This is a genomic window from Pantoea sp. ICBG 828 (genome assembly GCF_002928355.1).
In the GTDB taxonomy this organism is placed as follows: domain Bacteria; phylum Pseudomonadota; class Gammaproteobacteria; order Enterobacterales; family Enterobacteriaceae; genus Pantoea; species Pantoea dispersa.
Genome location: NZ_POWN01000002.1, coordinates 212,930 through 229,421, shown reverse-complemented (window position 1 = coordinate 229,421; position 16,492 = coordinate 212,930). Strand labels below are relative to the sequence as shown.

The window sequence follows — 16,492 nt, the reverse complement described above, 5'->3', positions numbered from 1 at the left end:
CAGTAGTTGTCATAATAAGGCGGCCATAATGGCCGCCTGGAGAGCAGATTCTCTGTAATCAGCGGTTTTTACCACCACCCATCTGACCACTTTTCCCCTTGTTGCTGGATTTACCACTGTTCCCTTTATTATTCCCGGATGCAGAGGACCCGGTATCTGGTGCGTTTAATCCACAGCCCGCGTGAAAGCTAGCCGAGGTAGTTGAGCCACCATGTCCATCTTTAGACGTGGAGAAAGAACCACCAATAGAGCAGCTGCCAATTGAAAACCCACCTGCGACTACATTCATTTCATTCAAAGAAAGTTCACGCATTATTATTTCTCCTAATTACAGTAGCTTGCGAATATAACGTGCTTTTTTCTCATTGAAACAACCCATTGAGAAGATGAATTGGCATAGTGTATGTTTGTTATGCCAAACTTTTTCATGTCTGCCGGAGTGTATGAAAACCATTTCTCAGGGAACTTATATCTATAATCAGATTTTAACTGAGGACAAAAAGATAGCTTATTGTCCACACCAATTTTTCTGTAAAACTCAATATCATCTTTTTGTAACTTTTTAATTTCCCGGAGCGAGAAAAATTCACTCTTTGTTATGTTTCCAGATATTGCAATTTCTCTCTCAGGGCCGTTGATACCACCATGCCATAGAAGGTACGAATCGTTACCCAGATGTTTTTTCTTTCCGGCTGGAAAAATATAGTTAGCACAGGCAGAGGCGCAAACGCTGCGCACATCAACACTGATTCCATTTTTATATATATAATCACCTATCGCTAAAGCGTTCCTGATATCACCGCCAATGCTATTTATAGATATCGTATTGATTGGGGAATTTCTAGCAAGCCTTAGGAATTCAGAATAAGATGTGCCTGTGATTTTTCCATTATAATAAATAACGCTCCCCTTAATGTAGATATCGGGGGGGTCAGAAAGAACGCTGGCATCGGGGAGGTCTATCTCCTCATACGCCACACATGACGAAGAATTAAATATTAAAAAAAACATAGCTAATGAAGTAATTACGAAAGGACCACTTCTAAAAAAAGTTCTCAACTGTCCATGTTTCATTACTTTTAACTCCGTTCACACCCTTGAATGATTCAGAACCCAGTTTCGTAATCCCTGAACATACATCAAAAGCGATAAGAGGAACGCTCTTGTCTTGTGTAATGTAATGCTAACCTAAACTCGTTTTTAGTAAATGTATGTAACTGAATATTTCCTTTGTACAATTTTTTTGAAGAAGAAAGGGGCTTTTGACGATATTTTAAGATTAAAATTTTAAATTCAATCATCTAAAATGATGATGGTCATATCTGGTCGGACATGTAACGGTTGAGGAGTGCCTGAGGATTGTGCTGTTTTAGCCCGTTCGTCACCGGGGATAAGTTTCTTCTTATAAATAATCAATTTTTTCAAATCTATAGACTAATTACCTTGTTTAAATTTTCATTTTACGATAGCTCAATGCCTTAAAGACGAGTTTGATGTTTTAAACCAATCATTTTAATGATAAACAGAAAGCATCATAAGCGCTTTTGATCTTCGAGAATTTTATAGACTATAGAGCGTGCAATACTGAGCTGATGAGAGATATTAGTTGCACCCATACCTCTCTGATGAAGTTCCATAACGGCGTGCCTTTCTAAAGTGCGCTTGCGGCCGAATTTAATACCTTTTAGCTTCGCCTATTGCCTCCCTTCAATTGTACGCTCAAGGATTCTCTTGCGCTCGGCCAGGGTTACAGCTGAAAGAATAGTGATAACCATTTTACTCATTTCCGCATCGGTACTGATACCGTCGTCAATAAACCGAATGGATACACCCCGGGCGTCGAACTCTTTTATCAACTGGATCACGGTCAGAAAGGTGAGATAAGAAAGCGATATACCGACGGACAGGAAGATCAATTGGGCGCACTGGGACTGGTCACTAACGCCGTCGTGTTAGGGAATATTATTTATATGCAGGCAGCCCTGGATCATCTCCGGGCACAGGGGGAAATGCTGAATGATGAAAATATCGCACGCATCTCACCGCTTTGCAACGGGCATATCAATATGCTCGGCCATTATTCCTTCATACAGGCAGAACTGGTGACAAAAGGACATCTGCGGCCATTAAAAGAGGCGTCAGAGGAAGAAAACATTGCTTAACATGAGTTTTCGTTCCACCGAGCGTCAGCCCCCAATAACTGCGTTCATAACCACTTTCAGTCCCGGTGTCTGGGGCGCACCTGATAGCACCACTTAGCACACTGCCAGCATTTCCCAGCGCCAGGGCTTACAGATATTAATTCACAGATGTTGTTGCATCAGGTCGATCATCGCCCCGGCATGGGCATCAACGTGGCGAATATAGCGCATCACCGTTTCCGGCTTCTTCCAGGTGCCTTCCTGCATGATCTGCGCGGTGCTGTACTTATTGCTGGCCATATCAATGGCGGCACCGACCCGGGTGCTATGTCCCGACCAGCCGCGATAGCGATTCTTATTGGGTTGCAAGCCGGTGCCCGGTCCCGCTTCACGCCACGCACGGACGAAAATATCCTCCAGCGCGCGGGTCGAGAGCGGTTTATCGCAGACAATCTGCGCCTGGTTGGCGCGGTGCACCGGGCCAAAAATGAACGCGTCGGGTTCAGCGATCAGCCCGGATGCCACCAGCCACTCGGTCAGCCGTTGTGATGAGAGATCGCCGAGAGCCTTAATTAGTCCTCCGGTCATCACAATGGTTTTGGTCCAGGCGACATCGAGAATGATACGGCCATCGGCCGAGCGCGAAATGTCACGCACCCGCAGGCGGCTCAGTTCACTGATGCGCAACAGCGTGGCGTAAGCCACATGCAAAAATGCCAGATCGCGCTGCTGTTGCAGGCGGTCAGAGCCCGCCCAGCGTTGGTCCAGCGTAAGCAAATCGCGAATGCGAAAGGGGATGGCCTGACCGGCACGTTCACCGGCTATCACCGCGCTGCGATTGATTTTTTTCATGGCCCGGAACACCAGCGGCGAAACATTGGGCGGCACCAGACCGGCGTTACGGTGTAACATGGAAATTAATGCCGCATGAGTCGCGATGGTAGAAGAGGCGCGTCCCGATGCCTGAAGCCACAGCAGGTAATCACGCAGATCGGCAGGCTCCATCGGCAAAAATTGCCGGCCATGTTCAGTCGCCCAGCGGCTGCCGATGCGCATAACGCTCAGCAACTGTCGCCACGTATTGTCAGAAAACGCTTCTTTATCACTAACAAACGCTTTCAGGCGTTCAGCAATATCCTCATCAATACTGTTCATCAGAGCCGGGCTGGCGGTAATACCGGGCAGAGTGTCCGTTTTACTCATTAGTTTATGACGTCGCTACGTGAATTCTGTGCATGTAGCAGGGTCATCACCCGCCAGATTTAACGTAGCGGTGCCGGTTTTTTAGGCACGGCGTGGCGCAGACACACTGCATCATGTTAACCAAAGGTGATGATCCTGCGGATCCTGACTTCATATAATGCAAATTATATGAAGTCAGCCATTCTAACCGCTGAAAATCTGGATGGACAGCGCTAAAGGGGGATGGAAAACGCTGATGGTGAAGTTTTTTCAACTGACAAACGCGCCGTCAGCTGACAGGCTAAGGGTTGCCAGCTCAATGGTTCAGATTAGCGCCTGATTTTGCAGGTTTTTTGCGCAAGCGCGACCTACTTTACTTCAGCGCGAGGCTGGTGCAGGCAACATGAAGTTAGCTCATCTTGCTTTGAAATTTAATCACTTTTCCTCACGCAGGGACTCTGGCATAACTAAGGTCATGTTAAATATTTTCGACAATATGACCACTGCTGAATTTGCAAACCTGTAAACGATTTGGGAAATCCTGCAAAGGAGAGAACAGCGTCAGGTTGCAAGCAGAAATCAGGATGCCCGCTCGCGATGAAAAATGATTTTACCTTTAGTATAAAAAGCACGCGCTTCGATGAGAATTACAATCCCTCCAAAGATACGCGCATTACCACCAATTTTGCCAACCTGGCGCGCGGCAGCAATCGTGAAGAGAATCTGCGCAACGCGCTGATCATGATGAACAACCGTTTCAATTCGCTGGCGAACTGGGACAACCCAAAAGGCGATCGCTATGCGGTTGAACTGGATATCATTTCTGTAGAGATGAATCTGGGTGCTGGCGGCGAGGGTAAAAGCTTTCCGGCGATTGAGATCCTGAAGACGAATATTGTTGATAAAAAAACCAGTGAGCGCATTGAAGGGATCACCGGCAACAACTTCTCTTCATACGTGCGTGATTATGATTTCAGCGTTCTGCTGTCCGAGCATAATAAAGGCCGTTCTGGTTTCAGTATTCCGGATGACTTCGGCGTGCTGCACGGCAATATTTTCCGCCATTTTGTCAACTCAGAGACGTATAAAGCCAACTTCCGCAAAGCGCCGGTCATTTGCCTCAGCGTCTCCAGCAAAAATATTTACCGTCGTACCGGTAATCAGCATCCGGTGCTGGGCATTGAGTATCAGCAAAATGAATCTTCATTGACCGATCTCTATTTTGCCAAAATGGGACTCAGAGCGCGCTATTTCATGCCGGCCAGCAGCGTGGCGCCGTTCGCCTTCTACTTCGCCGGTGATTTGCTCAGTGATTACAGTAACCTGGAGTTGATCAGCACCATCAGTACCATGGAAACCTTCCAGAAGATTTACCGCCCGGAGATTTACAATGCGAACTCACCGGCGGGCATTGAATATCAGCCAGACCTGTATCATCAGGATCACTCGCTGACCAAAATTGTTTACGATCGCGAAGAGCGTACCCGCCTGGCGATTGAGCAGGGTAAATTTACCGAAGAGCAGTTTATTAAGCCTTACCACAGCATTCTGAAACAGTGGTCTGATCATTTCGCTCTTTGATTAACGAATAAATAAGGTTATTGATTAATGAAAACATTATTACCGACGTCAACGGCTGGCAGCTTACCGAAACCCTCCTGGCTGGCGCAGCCGGAAACATTATGGTCGCCGTGGAAATTGCAGGGCGATGAGCTGATTCAGGGCAAACAGGATGCGCTGCGTTTATGTCTGGACGACCAGCAGCAGGCCGGTATTGATATCGTCAGCGACGGCGAGCAAACGCGCCAGCACTTCGTCACCACCTTTATCGAACACCTTAACGGCGTTGACTTTGAAAATCGCAAAACGGTGCGCATCCGTAATCGTTATGATGCCAGCGTACCCGGCGTGGTGGGCGAAGTGAGCCGGCAGAAACCGGTCTTTGTCGATGATGCCAAATACCTGCGTCAGCTGACGCAGCGTCCAATTAAATGGGCGTTGCCTGGCCCGATGACCATGATCGACACGCTGTATGACGATCACTATAAAAGCCGTGAGAAGCTGGCCTGGGAATTCGCTAAAATTCTCAACCAGGAAGCGCGCGAATTAGAAGCCGCTGGCGTTGATATTATTCAGTTTGACGAACCCGCCTTTAACGTCTTTTTCGACGAGGTGAATGACTGGGGCATTGCCGCCTTAGAACGCGCCATCGAAGGGCTTAAATGTGAGACCGCGGTGCATATTTGCTACGGCTACGGCATCAAAGCCAACACCGACTGGAAGAAAACGCTGGGTACCGAGTGGCGCCAGTATGAGGAGATCTTCCCTAAACTGCAGAGTTCCGGTATCGATATCGTTTCGCTGGAGTGTCAGAACTCACGCGTTCCGATGGATTTGATTGAACTGATTCGTGGTAAAAAAGTCATGGTTGGCGCGATTGATGTCGCCACCAACACCATCGAAACACCGGAAGAAGTGGCTGCCACGCTGCGTAAAGCGCTGCAGTTTGTGGATGCCGATAAGCTTTATCCAAGCACCAACTGTGGCATGACGCCACTGTCGCGTCATGTGGCTTACGGCAAGCTGCAGGCATTAAGTGCCGGCGCAGAAATTGTGCGGAAAGAACTGCAGGGCTAACGCGTAACGCCTTATTTGTCTCTGACTCAGTCCGCAGGGTTTAAATACCCTGCGGACTGAGCGTTTGTAATTAACTTCCCTGCCTGACTCGCTGGCCTCGCTAAATAATCCTGTAAAACACCCGGCGGCGACGGTCATAAATCCCCCATTTATACCGGATTCATTCTCTGCCTCTAATCCGGCGGGCAGCCTGAATATCATCGTCTATACTCAGCAACGCGAAGTGATATATGCCGCTGCTTTTCACGCTGCGCTGACGTTAATTCAACCAGCCTGTGTGAACAACAGCCGCATTGACTCATCAGTACACGCTGTTTTCCGTGCTTTCATCCTCAAGGGACTTCCTGGTATGTTGCAATCTCAATCCTCCCGTTTGGGCAGTTTACTGCTGCTGCTGGCGGCACTCATCGGCTTTGCCGTCGCGCTGTATGCCTGGCTCACGCCACTCACCGGTGTCACCGGCACCATTGGCGCGCTGGGCGTCGCTATTGCCAGCGTCGTGCTGGCGCTGCTGACCTTCCTGCTGCGCGCGGCAACCGGCCGTACCGGTCGTATTTTCCTGATAGTCATTACGCTGCTGCTGTTATGCGCGATCGGTTTTGCTGCCGCGCTGCTGCATCAGGGGATCATTACACTGGCAATGGTCATCGGGCTGATGGGTCTGATTATGCTGGCGCGCAACCCGGCGCATCGCGTTCGCCACGCCACTGCACAAGGAGCTAACCGTGCATAATGAAAAATACATTCCGCTGCTCAAAGTCGGCATGACCGCCCTGGCGCTGCTGATGGCACCTGCCACGCTACGCGCCGAAGATAAAGCCGCTGAGGCGTCGATGGGTACGCAGGAGAAACTCAACGTGGATGCGGCCGATCAGCAGGCGCGCGGCACCACGCACGCCACCGATGATGTCTCCAGCGGCAAGCGCGACGGCGAGAAAGTGGCCTCCGCCAGCCAGCCGGCCACGCCGCTGGTGCCCTCCACGGCGACGTGGGACAGTTTTCACGGCCAGCTCAACGCGCAGAAATACAGCCCGCTGAAACAAATCACCGCTGACAACGTCAGCAAGCTGAAAAAAATCTGGGAGTTTCACACCGGTGACGTTTCGGATGGCAAGGGCGACACGCCAGCGACCGTCTGGTCCGCCACGCCAATTTTTGCCAACGATACGCTGTACATCGGTACGCCATTTGATCGGCTGATTGCGCTGGATCCGGGCACCGGCAAGGAGAAGTGGCACTACGATACTAAATCGCCACGTCAGGCGCTGACCCAGCCGGTACTGAAAAATCGAGGCGTCTCTTACTGGCAGGCGAAAAATCCGCAGGCGGGTCAGGCCTGCCAGAAAATCGTTTATATGGGCACCGTTGACGGCAAGCTGTACGCACTGGATGCCGATTCCGGCAAGCCGTGCGAAAACTTTGCAGATAAAGGCGTGCTCAACGTCAACCAGTGGAATACGGTTAACGCTAAATTCCCGCTGTCCCTGCTCCAGCCGCCGACGGTGGTGGGTGATCACCTGATCGTTGGCTGGGCGGGCAAAGACTGGGCTTACGCAGAAGCGCCGCCGGGCACGGTGTTTTCAATCAACGCGCAGACCGGGGCACGTGAATGGACTTTTGACGCCATCCCGGCCAGCATTCGCCCGCGCACCGGTACGGCTAACGTCTGGACCCACATGTCGGCCGACGAAGCGCATGGCCTGGTTTATCTGCCGGTGTCATCACCTTCGCCAAACTACTGGGGCGGCAACCGCGTCGATCCAATTCCGCTCGGCACCTCCACGACTGCGCTGGATGTAAATACCGGCAAAGTGGTGTGGTCGCGACAGTGGGTGCATCATGATGTGTGGGATTACGACATCAACTCAGCACCCACGCTGATGGACATTACCGTGAACGGGAAGCAGATTCCGGCGCTGATTCAGGCCACCAAGCAGGGTTTCCTGTTTGTGGTCAATCGCCTGACCGGTGAAGATGTCTGGCCGATTGAGGAGCGTCCGGTGCCGCAGGGCGATGGTTCAGTGCAGGGCGAGAAACTGTCGCCAACCCAGCCATTCCCGACCAAACCGGCACCGCTGCTGGATCAATCCAAAAAACCGGCGATCTGGAAGCTGGCCGATATTGTTGGCGCCGGTCAGTGCTCACGCCTGTGGGATAAGCTGAGCTATGACGGCATGTACACACCACCAACCACCCAAGGCGAAGGCGCACTGACCTATCCGGACAGCGCGGGCGGCGTGCAATGGGGCGGCGTGGCGTTCGATCCGCAAAAACAGATCGCCATCGTGAATACTTCGCACATCGTGCAATACGTGAAGCTTTACAGCCGCGCCGATTACGACAAGGCCGATAACGGCTCGGGTAACGAGAGTGGTTTCGCCCCGCAGGAAGGCGCGCCTTACGGCCTGCGCCTGATGGTGGCGAATAACTGGCTCGGCATGCCGTGCTGGCAGCCGCCGTTTGGCGAGATCGTGGCGCTGGATATGCACACCGGTGATGTGAAATGGCGTCGTCCGGTCGGCGCGTCGCAGCAGTACGGCTTCTTCATGCCGGAAAGCTGGGGCTCGCCAACCATTGGCGGTCCGGCAGTCACCGCCGGCGGCGTGATCTTTATCGGCGCCTCAATGGATGCCAAAGTACGCGCCTATTCACTGGATAGCGGCGAAGAGCTGTGGTCCGATCAGGTCGAAGCGCCCGCGGTTGCCAACCCCTCGGTGTATGAATACAAAGGCCGGCAGTATGTTGCCTTTGTCGCCGGTGGTAACACCATCCTGAAGGATCAGGTGGGCGATCAGGTGGTGGTTTACGCACTGCCAGAATAACCCAGCGCAGTTAACTAACAGAGTGGGGCCACAGCGCTCCACTTTTTTTATGCCTGTAATAAAAACGGCGGCCATTGGCCGCCAAAACCTCAACAGGTGGTTGCCGTTGAGGAAGCAGTGGTACTGATGAATCTTTAACCTTTTACACCGCCCGCCGTCAGCCCGCTCACCAGCCAGCGCTGTGCCAGTAAAAACACCAGCGTGATGGGAATGGCGGACAACACGGCCGCCGCGGCGAAATCGCCCCACAGATAGTTCTGCGGATTGAGATACTGCTGCATCCCGACCGCGAGGGTATAGCTGTTGACGTCGCGCAGCAGCAGCGAGGCGACCGGTACTTCGGTGACCGCAGCGATAAACGCCAGGATAAACACCACCGCGAGGATCGGCACCGAAAGCGGCAGCAACACCAGACGAAACGCCTGCCACGGCGTGGCACCATCCAGCGCCGCCGCTTCCTCCAGCGAACCATCAATGGTTTCGAAATAGCCCTTAATAGTCCAGACGTGCAGCGCGATGCCGCCCAGATAGGCGAAAATCACGCCGCTGTGGGTATTGAGGCCGAGAAACGGCAGATATTGCCCCAGCCGGTCAAACAGCGCATAGAGCGCCACCAGCGATAGTACCGCCGGGAACATCTGAAAAATCAGCATGCCCTTAAGCAAACTGGCGCGACCGGCGAAGCGCATGCGGGCAAACGCGTAGGCGCAGGTGGTCGAGAGCGCCACAATCCCCAGTGCGCTGATGGCGGCGATCTTCACCGAATTCCACAGCCACAGCAGCACCGGGAAGGGCGGTGGCGTCACGCGACCATCGGCATGAGTAACGCTGAATCCAAGCGCCAGCCGCCAGTGTTCCCAGGAAATCTGTTCCGGGATCAGACTGCCGGTGGCGAAATTGCCGCTGCGCAGCGAGATGGCAATCACCATCAGCAGCGGGAACAGAATTGCCGCGATAAACAGCAGCAGCAGCAGATGCGTCAGCAGCAGACGCAGCTTCTGCGATTTCGGTTGTACCATGGCCATAACGCCTCCTTAATCAAACTTCATGCGTAGCGCTTTCAGGTTAATCACCGCCAGCGCACCGACCAGCAGGAAGATCAGCGTGGCGATGGCTGCCGCCAGGCCGAAGTCCTGACCGCCGCCGCCTTCAAAGGCGATGCGCCAGGTGTAGTTGACCAGCAGATCGGTGTAGCCCGCCGGCGTAGTGGTGCCGAGTCGATCGGGGCCACCATTAGTCAGCAGCTGCACCAGCACGAAGTTGTTGAAGTTAAAAGCAAAGCTGGCGATCATCAGCGGCAGTAGCGGTTTCAGCAGCAGCGGCAGTGTAATCAAAAAGAAATTCTGCAGCGGCCCGGCGCCATCCATCGCGGACGCTTCATACAGATCGTCCGGGATCGCCTTGAGCAAGCCCATGCACAGGATCATCATGTAGGGATAACCCAGCCAGGTATTGACGATCACCAGCATGGCGCGCGCCAGCGTCGGATCGCTGAACCACGCTGGCTTGAAGCCAAACAGCGCATTGAGCATGACGTTGATTTCGCCAAAACTCTGGTTAAACAGCCCCTTAAAAATCAGTATCGAAATGAATGCCGGTACCGCGTAGGGAAGAATCAGCATCACGCGATAGATGGCCTTGCCCCGCAGCGCTTCCCACTGCACCAGACACGCCAGCACCATGCCCACCGCGACCGTCAGCAGCACGGTCAACAGCGAAAACAGCAGCGTCCAGCCAAATATCGCCAGGAACGGTTTCTGAATGCCTTCGTCGGTGAACACGCGGGCAAAGTTTTTCCAGCCTGCGCCAACGGTAAAGCCGGGGCTGAGCTGTTCGCTGGCCCAGCTGCCATCTGCATTGATCTGCTGATAGAACCCCGTGTCCCGGTTGGCCTGATAGCGGGCGCCGTTTTGCTGATTTCTCAGCTGTTCCGGTGCGTCCAGCACGTACAGCGGCCGCGTGCCGGAAAACTGGCGCAGCGAACTCATCACCAGCTCGCGACCGTCCGGCAGTCGGGCAGTTAACTGACTCAGCGCCTGACGGTTTTGGGTGATGGTTTTTAAGCTGGCGCGCGCGGTGGCGGGCAGCGCGGCTGGCGTGAGGCTGAGCTGCTGTTCACCACCCAGCGTAAACGGCGCAGACAGAAAGCTGTTTTCGCCTGTGCTGAGCGCCAGCTGCCAGCGATCGCCCTGCGAATAGAGCGCGAAGTTCATCGCGTCCCCGGCCTGATACTGGCGACTCAGCAGCACCTGCTGCGCGCGCGCCTCACTGAGCTGATTGGTGCTGCTGTAGTTGGTGAAGGCAATGGCGACGGTACAGGCCAGTGGAAACAGGACGAATAGCGCCATGCCGGCCAGTCCCGGATACACATAGCGCCAGGCATAGGCGCGCCGGTTGGTGTAAATCCACAGGCCTGCGGCGCTGACTACCAGCGTGACCAGCGCAAACAGGTATTCACCCTGAGCATACATTAGCACCAGAAGGTAGCCGACCAGCAGACAGCCGATCCCGACCAGCAGGCTGCGCAGCACCAGGCTGTGCCGTCTCTTTTGCGGTATTCCTGACATGATACGGTGTTCCTTAACAGCCAGTGGCGAGCCGACAGCCGTCGGCTCCGTAACAGCATTACTTATTGAGACGCGCCTGCGCATCCTTCAGCGCCGCATCGACGTTTTGACGACCACTCAGCGCATTCAGCGTCGCGGTGCGCATCGCATACCAGAAGGCCGCCATCTGCGGGATGTTAGGCATGATGTCGCCATCGCGCGCATTGTTCATGGTGGCGGCGATGCGCGCGTCTTTCTCCAGCGTTTGCTGGAAAGACTTCAGGGTGACCGCGCCCAGCGGCTTGTCCTTGTTAACCGCGTTGAGACCGGCGTCGGTCAGCAGATAATTTTCCAGAAACTCTTTGGCCAGCTCTTTATTAGGACTGGCCGCGTTGATGCCCGCGCTCAGTACGCCGACAAAGGTTTTGGTCGGCTTGCCGTTCAGCGTCGGTAACAGCGTAACGCCGTAGTTGATGCCGCTTTTATCGATATTGCTCCACGCCCACGGACCGTTGATGGTTATCGCGGTTTGTCCTTTATTGAAGGCCGCTTCGGCAATCGAATAGTCGGTATCGGCATTAAGGATTTTGGCTTTCACCTGATCGACGAGGAACTGCATGCCTGCTTTCGCGCCGGCGTTGTCGACGCCGGTATCTTTCACGTCATAGCCGCTATCGGTCTTTTTGAAAGCATAGGCGCCACCGGCGGCCAGCAGCGGCCAGGTGAAATAGGGTTCCTGCAGGTTAAACATGATGGCGCTCTTGCCTTTGGCGCGCAGCTGCTTATCCAGCGCCGCCATATCTTCCCAGCTTTTCGGTGGGGTGGGCAGCAGATCTTTGTTGTAAATCAGCGACAGCGACTCCACAGAAACCGGATAGCCAATCAGCTTGCCGTTGAAGCGCACCGCATCCCAGGTAAACGGAAACAGTTTTTGCTGGAAGTTTTGATCCGGTGTGACTTCGGCCAGCAGCCCTGACTGGGCATAGCCGCCAAAGCGATCGTGCGCCCAGAAGATGATGTCCGGACCGTCCCCGGTCGCGGCGACCTGCGGATATTTTTCTTCCATTTTGTCAGGATGTTCAACCGTCACGCTGATACCGGTGTCCTGCTCGAATTTTTTGCCTACCTCGGCGAGGCCGTTATAGCCCTTATCACCGTTGATCCAGATGACCAGTTTACCTTCTTCAATTTTGGCCACGGCCGAAGCCGAAAACAGTACGGCCGTAAGGGCGGAAAGGGCCAGAACGCGTGCGCCGGTTTTCATTGTCATAACTCCATCCTGTTAGCGGAAGCGGAAATCATTAGTGGCATCATTGTGCGGCGTTATGGCATTTCCTCATCCTCCTGCGCTCTACGCCCAATGGCACTAAGCCGTGATCGCGCTTGCAAAACAGCGCCTTAATACGCGCTGGCGCACACTATTGACGCGTCAGCTCTGCGTGACAGCTCACAAAATTGCCGTGAACGTCGCGCCGGCGCGGCTGGCGTGCGCGTACTCCTCCTCCCGCCTCATCCCCCAGTAAAAACCCACACGGTGGAGGATGTTGCGCCGTCTGCGCCTGCTCATAGTGGTCGCCGGAGTCTGCCTGCGGTGCTGCAGGCAAGCATGAGCCTGCGAAGAGGAAAGCATCATGGCGAGCGTTGCGTTACACCATGTCACCAAGGCCTGGGGCGATACCGAGGTATCAAAAGACATCAATCTGGAGATCGGCGAAGGGGAATTTGTGGTGTTCGTCGGTCCCTCCGGCTGCGGCAAATCAACGCTGTTACGCATGATCGCTGGCCTGGAAACCATCACCCGCGGCGATCTGCTGATTGGCGGTCAGCGCATGAACGATGTTCCGCCCGCTGAGCGCGGTATCGGCATGGTGTTTCAGTCTTACGCCCTTTATCCACACCTTTCGGTGGCCGAAAACATGTCGTTTGGCCTGAAGCTGGCTGGCGTAAAGCGCGCTGAAATCCAGCAGCGCGTCAATCAGGTTGCGGAGGTGTTACAGCTGGCGCACCTGCTGGAACGGCGGCCCAAAGCCCTATCGGGCGGACAGCGGCAGCGCGTGGCCATCGGGCGCACGCTGGTGGCCGAACCGCGTGTGTTTCTGCTCGACGAGCCATTGTCCAATCTCGATGCCGCGCTGCGCGTACAGATGCGCATTGAAATCTCACGCCTGCACAAGCGCCTGAAGCGCACCATGATTTACGTTACGCACGATCAAATCGAAGCGATGACGCTGGCCGACAAGATCGTGGTGCTGGACGCCGGTCGCATCGCCCAGGTCGGTAAGCCGCTCGAACTCTATCACTATCCCGCTAACCGCTTCGTTGCCGGCTTTATCGGCTCGCCGCGCATGAATTTTCTGCCCGTCAAAGTGACCGCCACCGCCATCGATCAGGTGCAGGTGCGTTTGCCCAACGATCAGCTTGTATGGCTGCCGGTGGAGAGCGCCGGCGTCCAGGTCGGCAGCAACATGTCGCTGGGTATTCGTCCGGAACATCTGCTCTCCAGCGACATCGCCGATGTCACGCTGGAGGGCGAAGTGCAGGTGGTTGAGCAGCTCGGCCACGAGACGCAGATCCATATCCAGATCCCCGCCATTCGTCAGAACCTGGTGTACCGCCAGGAGGACGTGGTGCTGGTAGAAGAGGGCGCCCTGATGGGTATTGGCCTGCCGCCGGAGCGTTGTCACCTGTTCCGCGAGGACGGGAGCGCCTGCCGCAGGCTGCATCAGGAACCCGGTGTTTAGCCCTGCAAAACAATAAAAGCAATGACCTCAGGAGATAGAAAATGTTAACTCTGCGCAAACTTCCCGTCGCGATTGCCATCGCAGCGGGTACGCTCTCCGCTCAAGCCATGGCGGTCGATTTTACGGGTTACGCCCGTTCGGGTATCGGCTGGACCGGCAGCGGCGGCGAGCAACAGTGCTTTCAGGCTACCGGCGCGCAAAGCAAATACCGTCTGGGCAACGAATGTGAAACCTATGCTGAACTGAAACTGGGCCAGGAAGTGTGGAAAGAGGGCGATAAAAGTTTCTATTTCGATACTAACGTCGCCTATTCCGTCTCCCAGCAGAATGACTGGGAAGCGACCTCACCGGCCTTCCGTGAAGCCAACGTGAAAGGAAAAAACCTGATCGATGCGCTGCCGGGTTCCACCATCTGGGCCGGTAAACGCTTTTATCAGCGTCACGATGTTCACATGATCGACTTCTACTACTGGGATATCTCCGGTCCGGGCGCCGGTCTGGAAGATGTCGATCTCGGGTTTGGTAAGCTCTCGTTCGCCGCGACGCGCTCTTCTGAAGCGGGCGGCTCTTACACCTTCTCCAGTGACCAGATCCGTGATTACGCCACCAGTACCGCCAATGACGTTTTTGATGTGCGTCTCGCCGGCATGGAAACTAACCCCAATGGCGTGCTGGAACTGGGTGTCGACTATGGCCGCGCCAACGCGCGTGACGGTTATCGCTTAGATGACGGCGCGTCGAAAGATGGCTGGATGTTCACCGCGGAACACACGCAGAGCATGCTGAAAGGCTACAACAAGTTTGTGCTGCAGTACGCCACTGATGCGCTGACCTCGCAGGGCAAAGGCCTGCCGCAGGGCAGCAACATCAATAACAACGGCAATATGTACCGCATCCTGGATCACGGTGCGATCTCGCTGGCCGATCGCTGGGATCTGATGTACGTGGCGATGTACCAGAACGTCGATCTGGATAACAACCGCGGAACCGAGTGGTACACCGTCGGCGTACGTCCTATGTACAAATGGACGCCCATCATGAGCACCCTGCTGGAAGTAGGCTATGACAACGTCAAGTCACAGCAGGTCAGCGAACGCAACGGTCAGTACAAAATCACCCTGGCGCAGCAGTGGCAGGCTGGCGACAGCATCTGGTCACGTCCGGCGCTGCGCCTGTTCGCCACCTACGCCAAATGGGATGAGAAGTGGGGCTACAGCAAAGACGCCTCCGGCGATATCACTTCGCTGGCCGCGGCGGACAGCAGCGGCAACGGTCTGTTCACCAACAGCCGTGGCGACAACGATGAGTGGACCTTCGGCGCACAGATGGAAATCTGGTGGTAAGGCGCTGCGCAGGTTAAGCAAACACCCGCCGTGCGCCAGACGCACGGCGTTTTCGGACAGCGGCGGCCATTGCCTGGCCTACGCCGCTGCCTGACAGCTTGTTGGGATATCACAATGAAAAAACATCTTATCGCCTTCTGCCTGAGCAGCGCGCTGCTGACCGGCGTCATTATGCCAGTTCAGGCCGACATCAATCTGGTACCGCAGGATCTTTCCGCGGCGCCGTCCATTCCCACCGCGCGGTTGCAGCAGCTCAGCTGGCAGCCGGTGGATGCAACGCGTGCACAAACCATCACGCTGACACAAAGCGCAACGCCGCTGGATGTACGTGGCTTAACAGGGGCCATCGCGGCTTACAGCCTGCCTGCCAATCAGGGCGAGCTGACGGTTACGCTAAGCAGCGAGGTGGTACACAATCAGGTCTTTGCGCCAAATGTGCTGGTACTGGATGAAAACCTGCAGCCGGCCGCGTGGTTTCCGAGCCGCTTCTTTAGCTATCAGCAGCCCGGCGTGATGAGCGCCGATCGGCTGGAAGGGGTGATGAAGCTGACGCCGGTGCCGGGCCAGCAGAAGATCTATTTGCTGGTGTTCACCACCGACCAGGATTTAACCCAGATCACGACGCTGCTGGATCCGGCCAAAGCTTATGCCAAAGGCACCGGCCATGCGGTACCGGATATTCCCGATCCGGTGGCGCGTCACAGTCGCGACGGCAAAATCAAACTGAAAGTAGCAACCAGTTCCGGCTCGTCGATTCTGGTCGGCCCGCTGTTTGGCTCAGCCGCGCCTGCCGCTGTCACCGTTGGCAGCACCCGGCCGGCCATGGCCGCCACGACGGCGCGCGCGCCAGCGCCTGAACCGGCACCGCTGGTGAATGAGACGGAAAGCTATTTCAATCAGAGCATTCGTCAGGCGGTGCAACAGGGCAATATCGATAAAGCGCTGAAGCTGCTGGATGAAGCGGAGCGTCTGGGATCGACATCGGCGCGGCAAACCTTTATCAGCAGTGTTAAAGGCAAGGGGTGAAACTGCCCCGACAGTGCTGAGTTGCCCCACCTGGTGCGCTTCGGCGCACCTTTT

Annotated in this window: 13 protein-coding genes and 2 pseudogenes; 8 read left to right on the top strand and 7 right to left on the bottom strand. The window is 54.8% G+C overall.

All coding sequences use genetic code 11. The features are described 5' to 3' along the window. Positions 1–58: 58 nt before the first annotated feature. The 3 genes and pseudogenes from C1Y43_RS23585 to C1Y43_RS24065 all read right to left on the bottom strand — a co-directional run. A complete protein-coding gene (locus tag C1Y43_RS23585; protein ID WP_141097320.1) occupies positions 59–313 on the bottom strand; it encodes a hypothetical protein in 255 nt (84 codons plus the stop codon). 11 nt (positions 314–324) lie between these two features. Then, a complete protein-coding gene (locus tag C1Y43_RS23580; protein ID WP_146068643.1) occupies positions 325–1,074 on the bottom strand; it encodes a hypothetical protein in 750 nt (249 codons plus the stop codon). A 458-nt stretch (positions 1,075–1,532) separates the two neighbouring features. Further along, a pseudogene (locus C1Y43_RS24065) lies at positions 1,533–1,865 on the bottom strand (recombinase family protein); the annotation flags it as partial. Here C1Y43_RS24065 and C1Y43_RS05480 point away from each other — a divergent pair. Then, positions 1,863–2,162: pseudogene (locus C1Y43_RS05480) on the top strand (Tn3 family transposase); the annotation flags it as partial. The pseudogenes C1Y43_RS24065 and C1Y43_RS05480 sit on opposite strands and share 3 nt — an antisense overlap. A gap of 141 nt (positions 2,163–2,303) precedes the next feature. On the opposite strand, the gene C1Y43_RS05475 reads toward C1Y43_RS05480, so the two are convergent. After that, on the bottom strand, positions 2,304–3,344 hold the full coding sequence (locus C1Y43_RS05475) for a tyrosine-type recombinase/integrase (protein ID WP_104187321.1): 1,041 nt from the start codon (positions 3,342–3,344) through the stop codon (positions 2,304–2,306). Between the two features lie 576 nt (positions 3,345–3,920). Here C1Y43_RS05475 and C1Y43_RS05470 point away from each other — a divergent pair. From C1Y43_RS05470 to C1Y43_RS05455, 4 genes are all read left to right on the top strand, one after another. Continuing rightward, positions 3,921–4,904 carry a DUF1852 domain-containing protein gene (locus tag C1Y43_RS05470; RefSeq protein WP_058759157.1) on the top strand — a complete coding sequence of 328 codons (984 nt, stop codon included), beginning with the start codon at positions 3,921–3,923 and terminating at the stop codon, positions 4,902–4,904. Positions 4,905–4,931: 27 nt separating this feature from the next. After that, the gene (locus C1Y43_RS05465) at positions 4,932–5,960 is read left to right on the top strand and encodes a methionine synthase (protein ID WP_021509410.1); all 1,029 of its coding nucleotides are present in this window, start codon (positions 4,932–4,934) and stop codon (positions 5,958–5,960) included. Between the two features lie 349 nt (positions 5,961–6,309). Then, the gene (locus tag C1Y43_RS05460; protein WP_104187319.1) at positions 6,310–6,693 is read left to right on the top strand and encodes a hypothetical protein; all 384 of its coding nucleotides are present in this window, start codon (positions 6,310–6,312) and stop codon (positions 6,691–6,693) included. A gap of 31 nt (positions 6,694–6,724) precedes the next feature. After that, positions 6,725–8,782, top strand: coding sequence for a pyrroloquinoline quinone-dependent dehydrogenase (locus C1Y43_RS05455; RefSeq protein ID WP_168715008.1), 2,058 nt, complete (start codon positions 6,725–6,727; stop codon positions 8,780–8,782). Positions 8,783–8,916: 134 nt separating this feature from the next. Here the strand turns inward: C1Y43_RS05455 and malG are convergent, their stop codons facing one another. The 3 genes from malG to malE are packed head-to-tail and all read right to left on the bottom strand — an operon-like array spanning position 8,917 to position 12,598. Next, positions 8,917–9,807 carry a maltose ABC transporter permease MalG gene (gene malG, locus C1Y43_RS05450; protein ID WP_104187316.1) on the bottom strand — a complete coding sequence of 297 codons (891 nt, stop codon included), beginning with the start codon at positions 9,805–9,807 and terminating at the stop codon, positions 8,917–8,919. A 9-nt stretch (positions 9,808–9,816) separates the two neighbouring features. Further along, positions 9,817–11,349 carry a maltose ABC transporter permease MalF gene (gene malF / locus C1Y43_RS05445; RefSeq protein WP_031280088.1) on the bottom strand — a complete coding sequence of 511 codons (1,533 nt, stop codon included), beginning with the start codon at positions 11,347–11,349 and terminating at the stop codon, positions 9,817–9,819. 58 nt (positions 11,350–11,407) lie between these two features. Beyond that, complete coding sequence (gene malE / locus C1Y43_RS05440; protein ID WP_166718412.1) at positions 11,408–12,598, bottom strand: maltose/maltodextrin ABC transporter substrate-binding protein MalE; 1,191 nt, start codon at positions 12,596–12,598, stop codon at positions 11,408–11,410. A 361-nt stretch (positions 12,599–12,959) separates the two neighbouring features. Here malE and malK point away from each other — a divergent pair, with 361 nt between their 5' ends. The 3 genes from malK to malM all read left to right on the top strand — a co-directional run bounded on the left by malK (position 12,960) and on the right by malM (position 16,438). Next, a complete protein-coding gene (gene malK, locus C1Y43_RS05430; protein WP_058770170.1) occupies positions 12,960–14,069 on the top strand; it encodes a maltose/maltodextrin ABC transporter ATP-binding protein MalK in 1,110 nt (369 codons plus the stop codon). Positions 14,070–14,110: 41 nt separating this feature from the next. Beyond that, on the top strand, positions 14,111–15,412 hold the full coding sequence (locus tag C1Y43_RS05425; protein WP_104187313.1) for a maltoporin: 1,302 nt from the start codon (positions 14,111–14,113) through the stop codon (positions 15,410–15,412). Positions 15,413–15,526: 114 nt separating this feature from the next. Further along, entirely contained in the window at positions 15,527–16,438 is a 912-nt protein-coding gene (gene malM / locus C1Y43_RS05420) for a maltose operon protein MalM (RefSeq protein WP_104187312.1), read from the top strand. Positions 16,439–16,492: the final 54 nt, after the last annotated feature.

Coding starts and splice junctions, on each gene's coding strand:
- C1Y43_RS05470 (WP_058759157.1), top strand. CDS start 3,921: ATGAAAAATGATTTTACCTTTAGTATAAAAAGCACGCGCTTCGATGAG.
- C1Y43_RS23585 (WP_141097320.1), bottom strand. CDS start 313: ATGCGTGAACTTTCTTTGAATGAAATGAATGTAGTCGCAGGTGGGTTT.
- C1Y43_RS05465 (WP_021509410.1), top strand. CDS start 4,932: ATGAAAACATTATTACCGACGTCAACGGCTGGCAGCTTACCGAAACCC.
- malM (WP_104187312.1), top strand. CDS start 15,527: ATGAAAAAACATCTTATCGCCTTCTGCCTGAGCAGCGCGCTGCTGACC.
- malK (WP_058770170.1), top strand. CDS start 12,960: ATGGCGAGCGTTGCGTTACACCATGTCACCAAGGCCTGGGGCGATACC.
- malF (WP_031280088.1), bottom strand. CDS start 11,349: ATGTCAGGAATACCGCAAAAGAGACGGCACAGCCTGGTGCTGCGCAGC.
- malG (WP_104187316.1), bottom strand. CDS start 9,807: ATGGCCATGGTACAACCGAAATCGCAGAAGCTGCGTCTGCTGCTGACG.
- C1Y43_RS05475 (WP_104187321.1), bottom strand. CDS start 3,344: ATGAGTAAAACGGACACTCTGCCCGGTATTACCGCCAGCCCGGCTCTG.
- C1Y43_RS23580 (WP_146068643.1), bottom strand. CDS start 1,074: ATGAAACATGGACAGTTGAGAACTTTTTTTAGAAGTGGTCCTTTCGTA.
- C1Y43_RS05455 (WP_168715008.1), top strand. CDS start 6,725: ATGACCGCCCTGGCGCTGCTGATGGCACCTGCCACGCTACGCGCCGAA.
- C1Y43_RS05425 (WP_104187313.1), top strand. CDS start 14,111: ATGTTAACTCTGCGCAAACTTCCCGTCGCGATTGCCATCGCAGCGGGT.
- malE (WP_166718412.1), bottom strand. CDS start 12,598: ATGACAATGAAAACCGGCGCACGCGTTCTGGCCCTTTCCGCCCTTACG.
- C1Y43_RS05460 (WP_104187319.1), top strand. CDS start 6,310: ATGTTGCAATCTCAATCCTCCCGTTTGGGCAGTTTACTGCTGCTGCTG.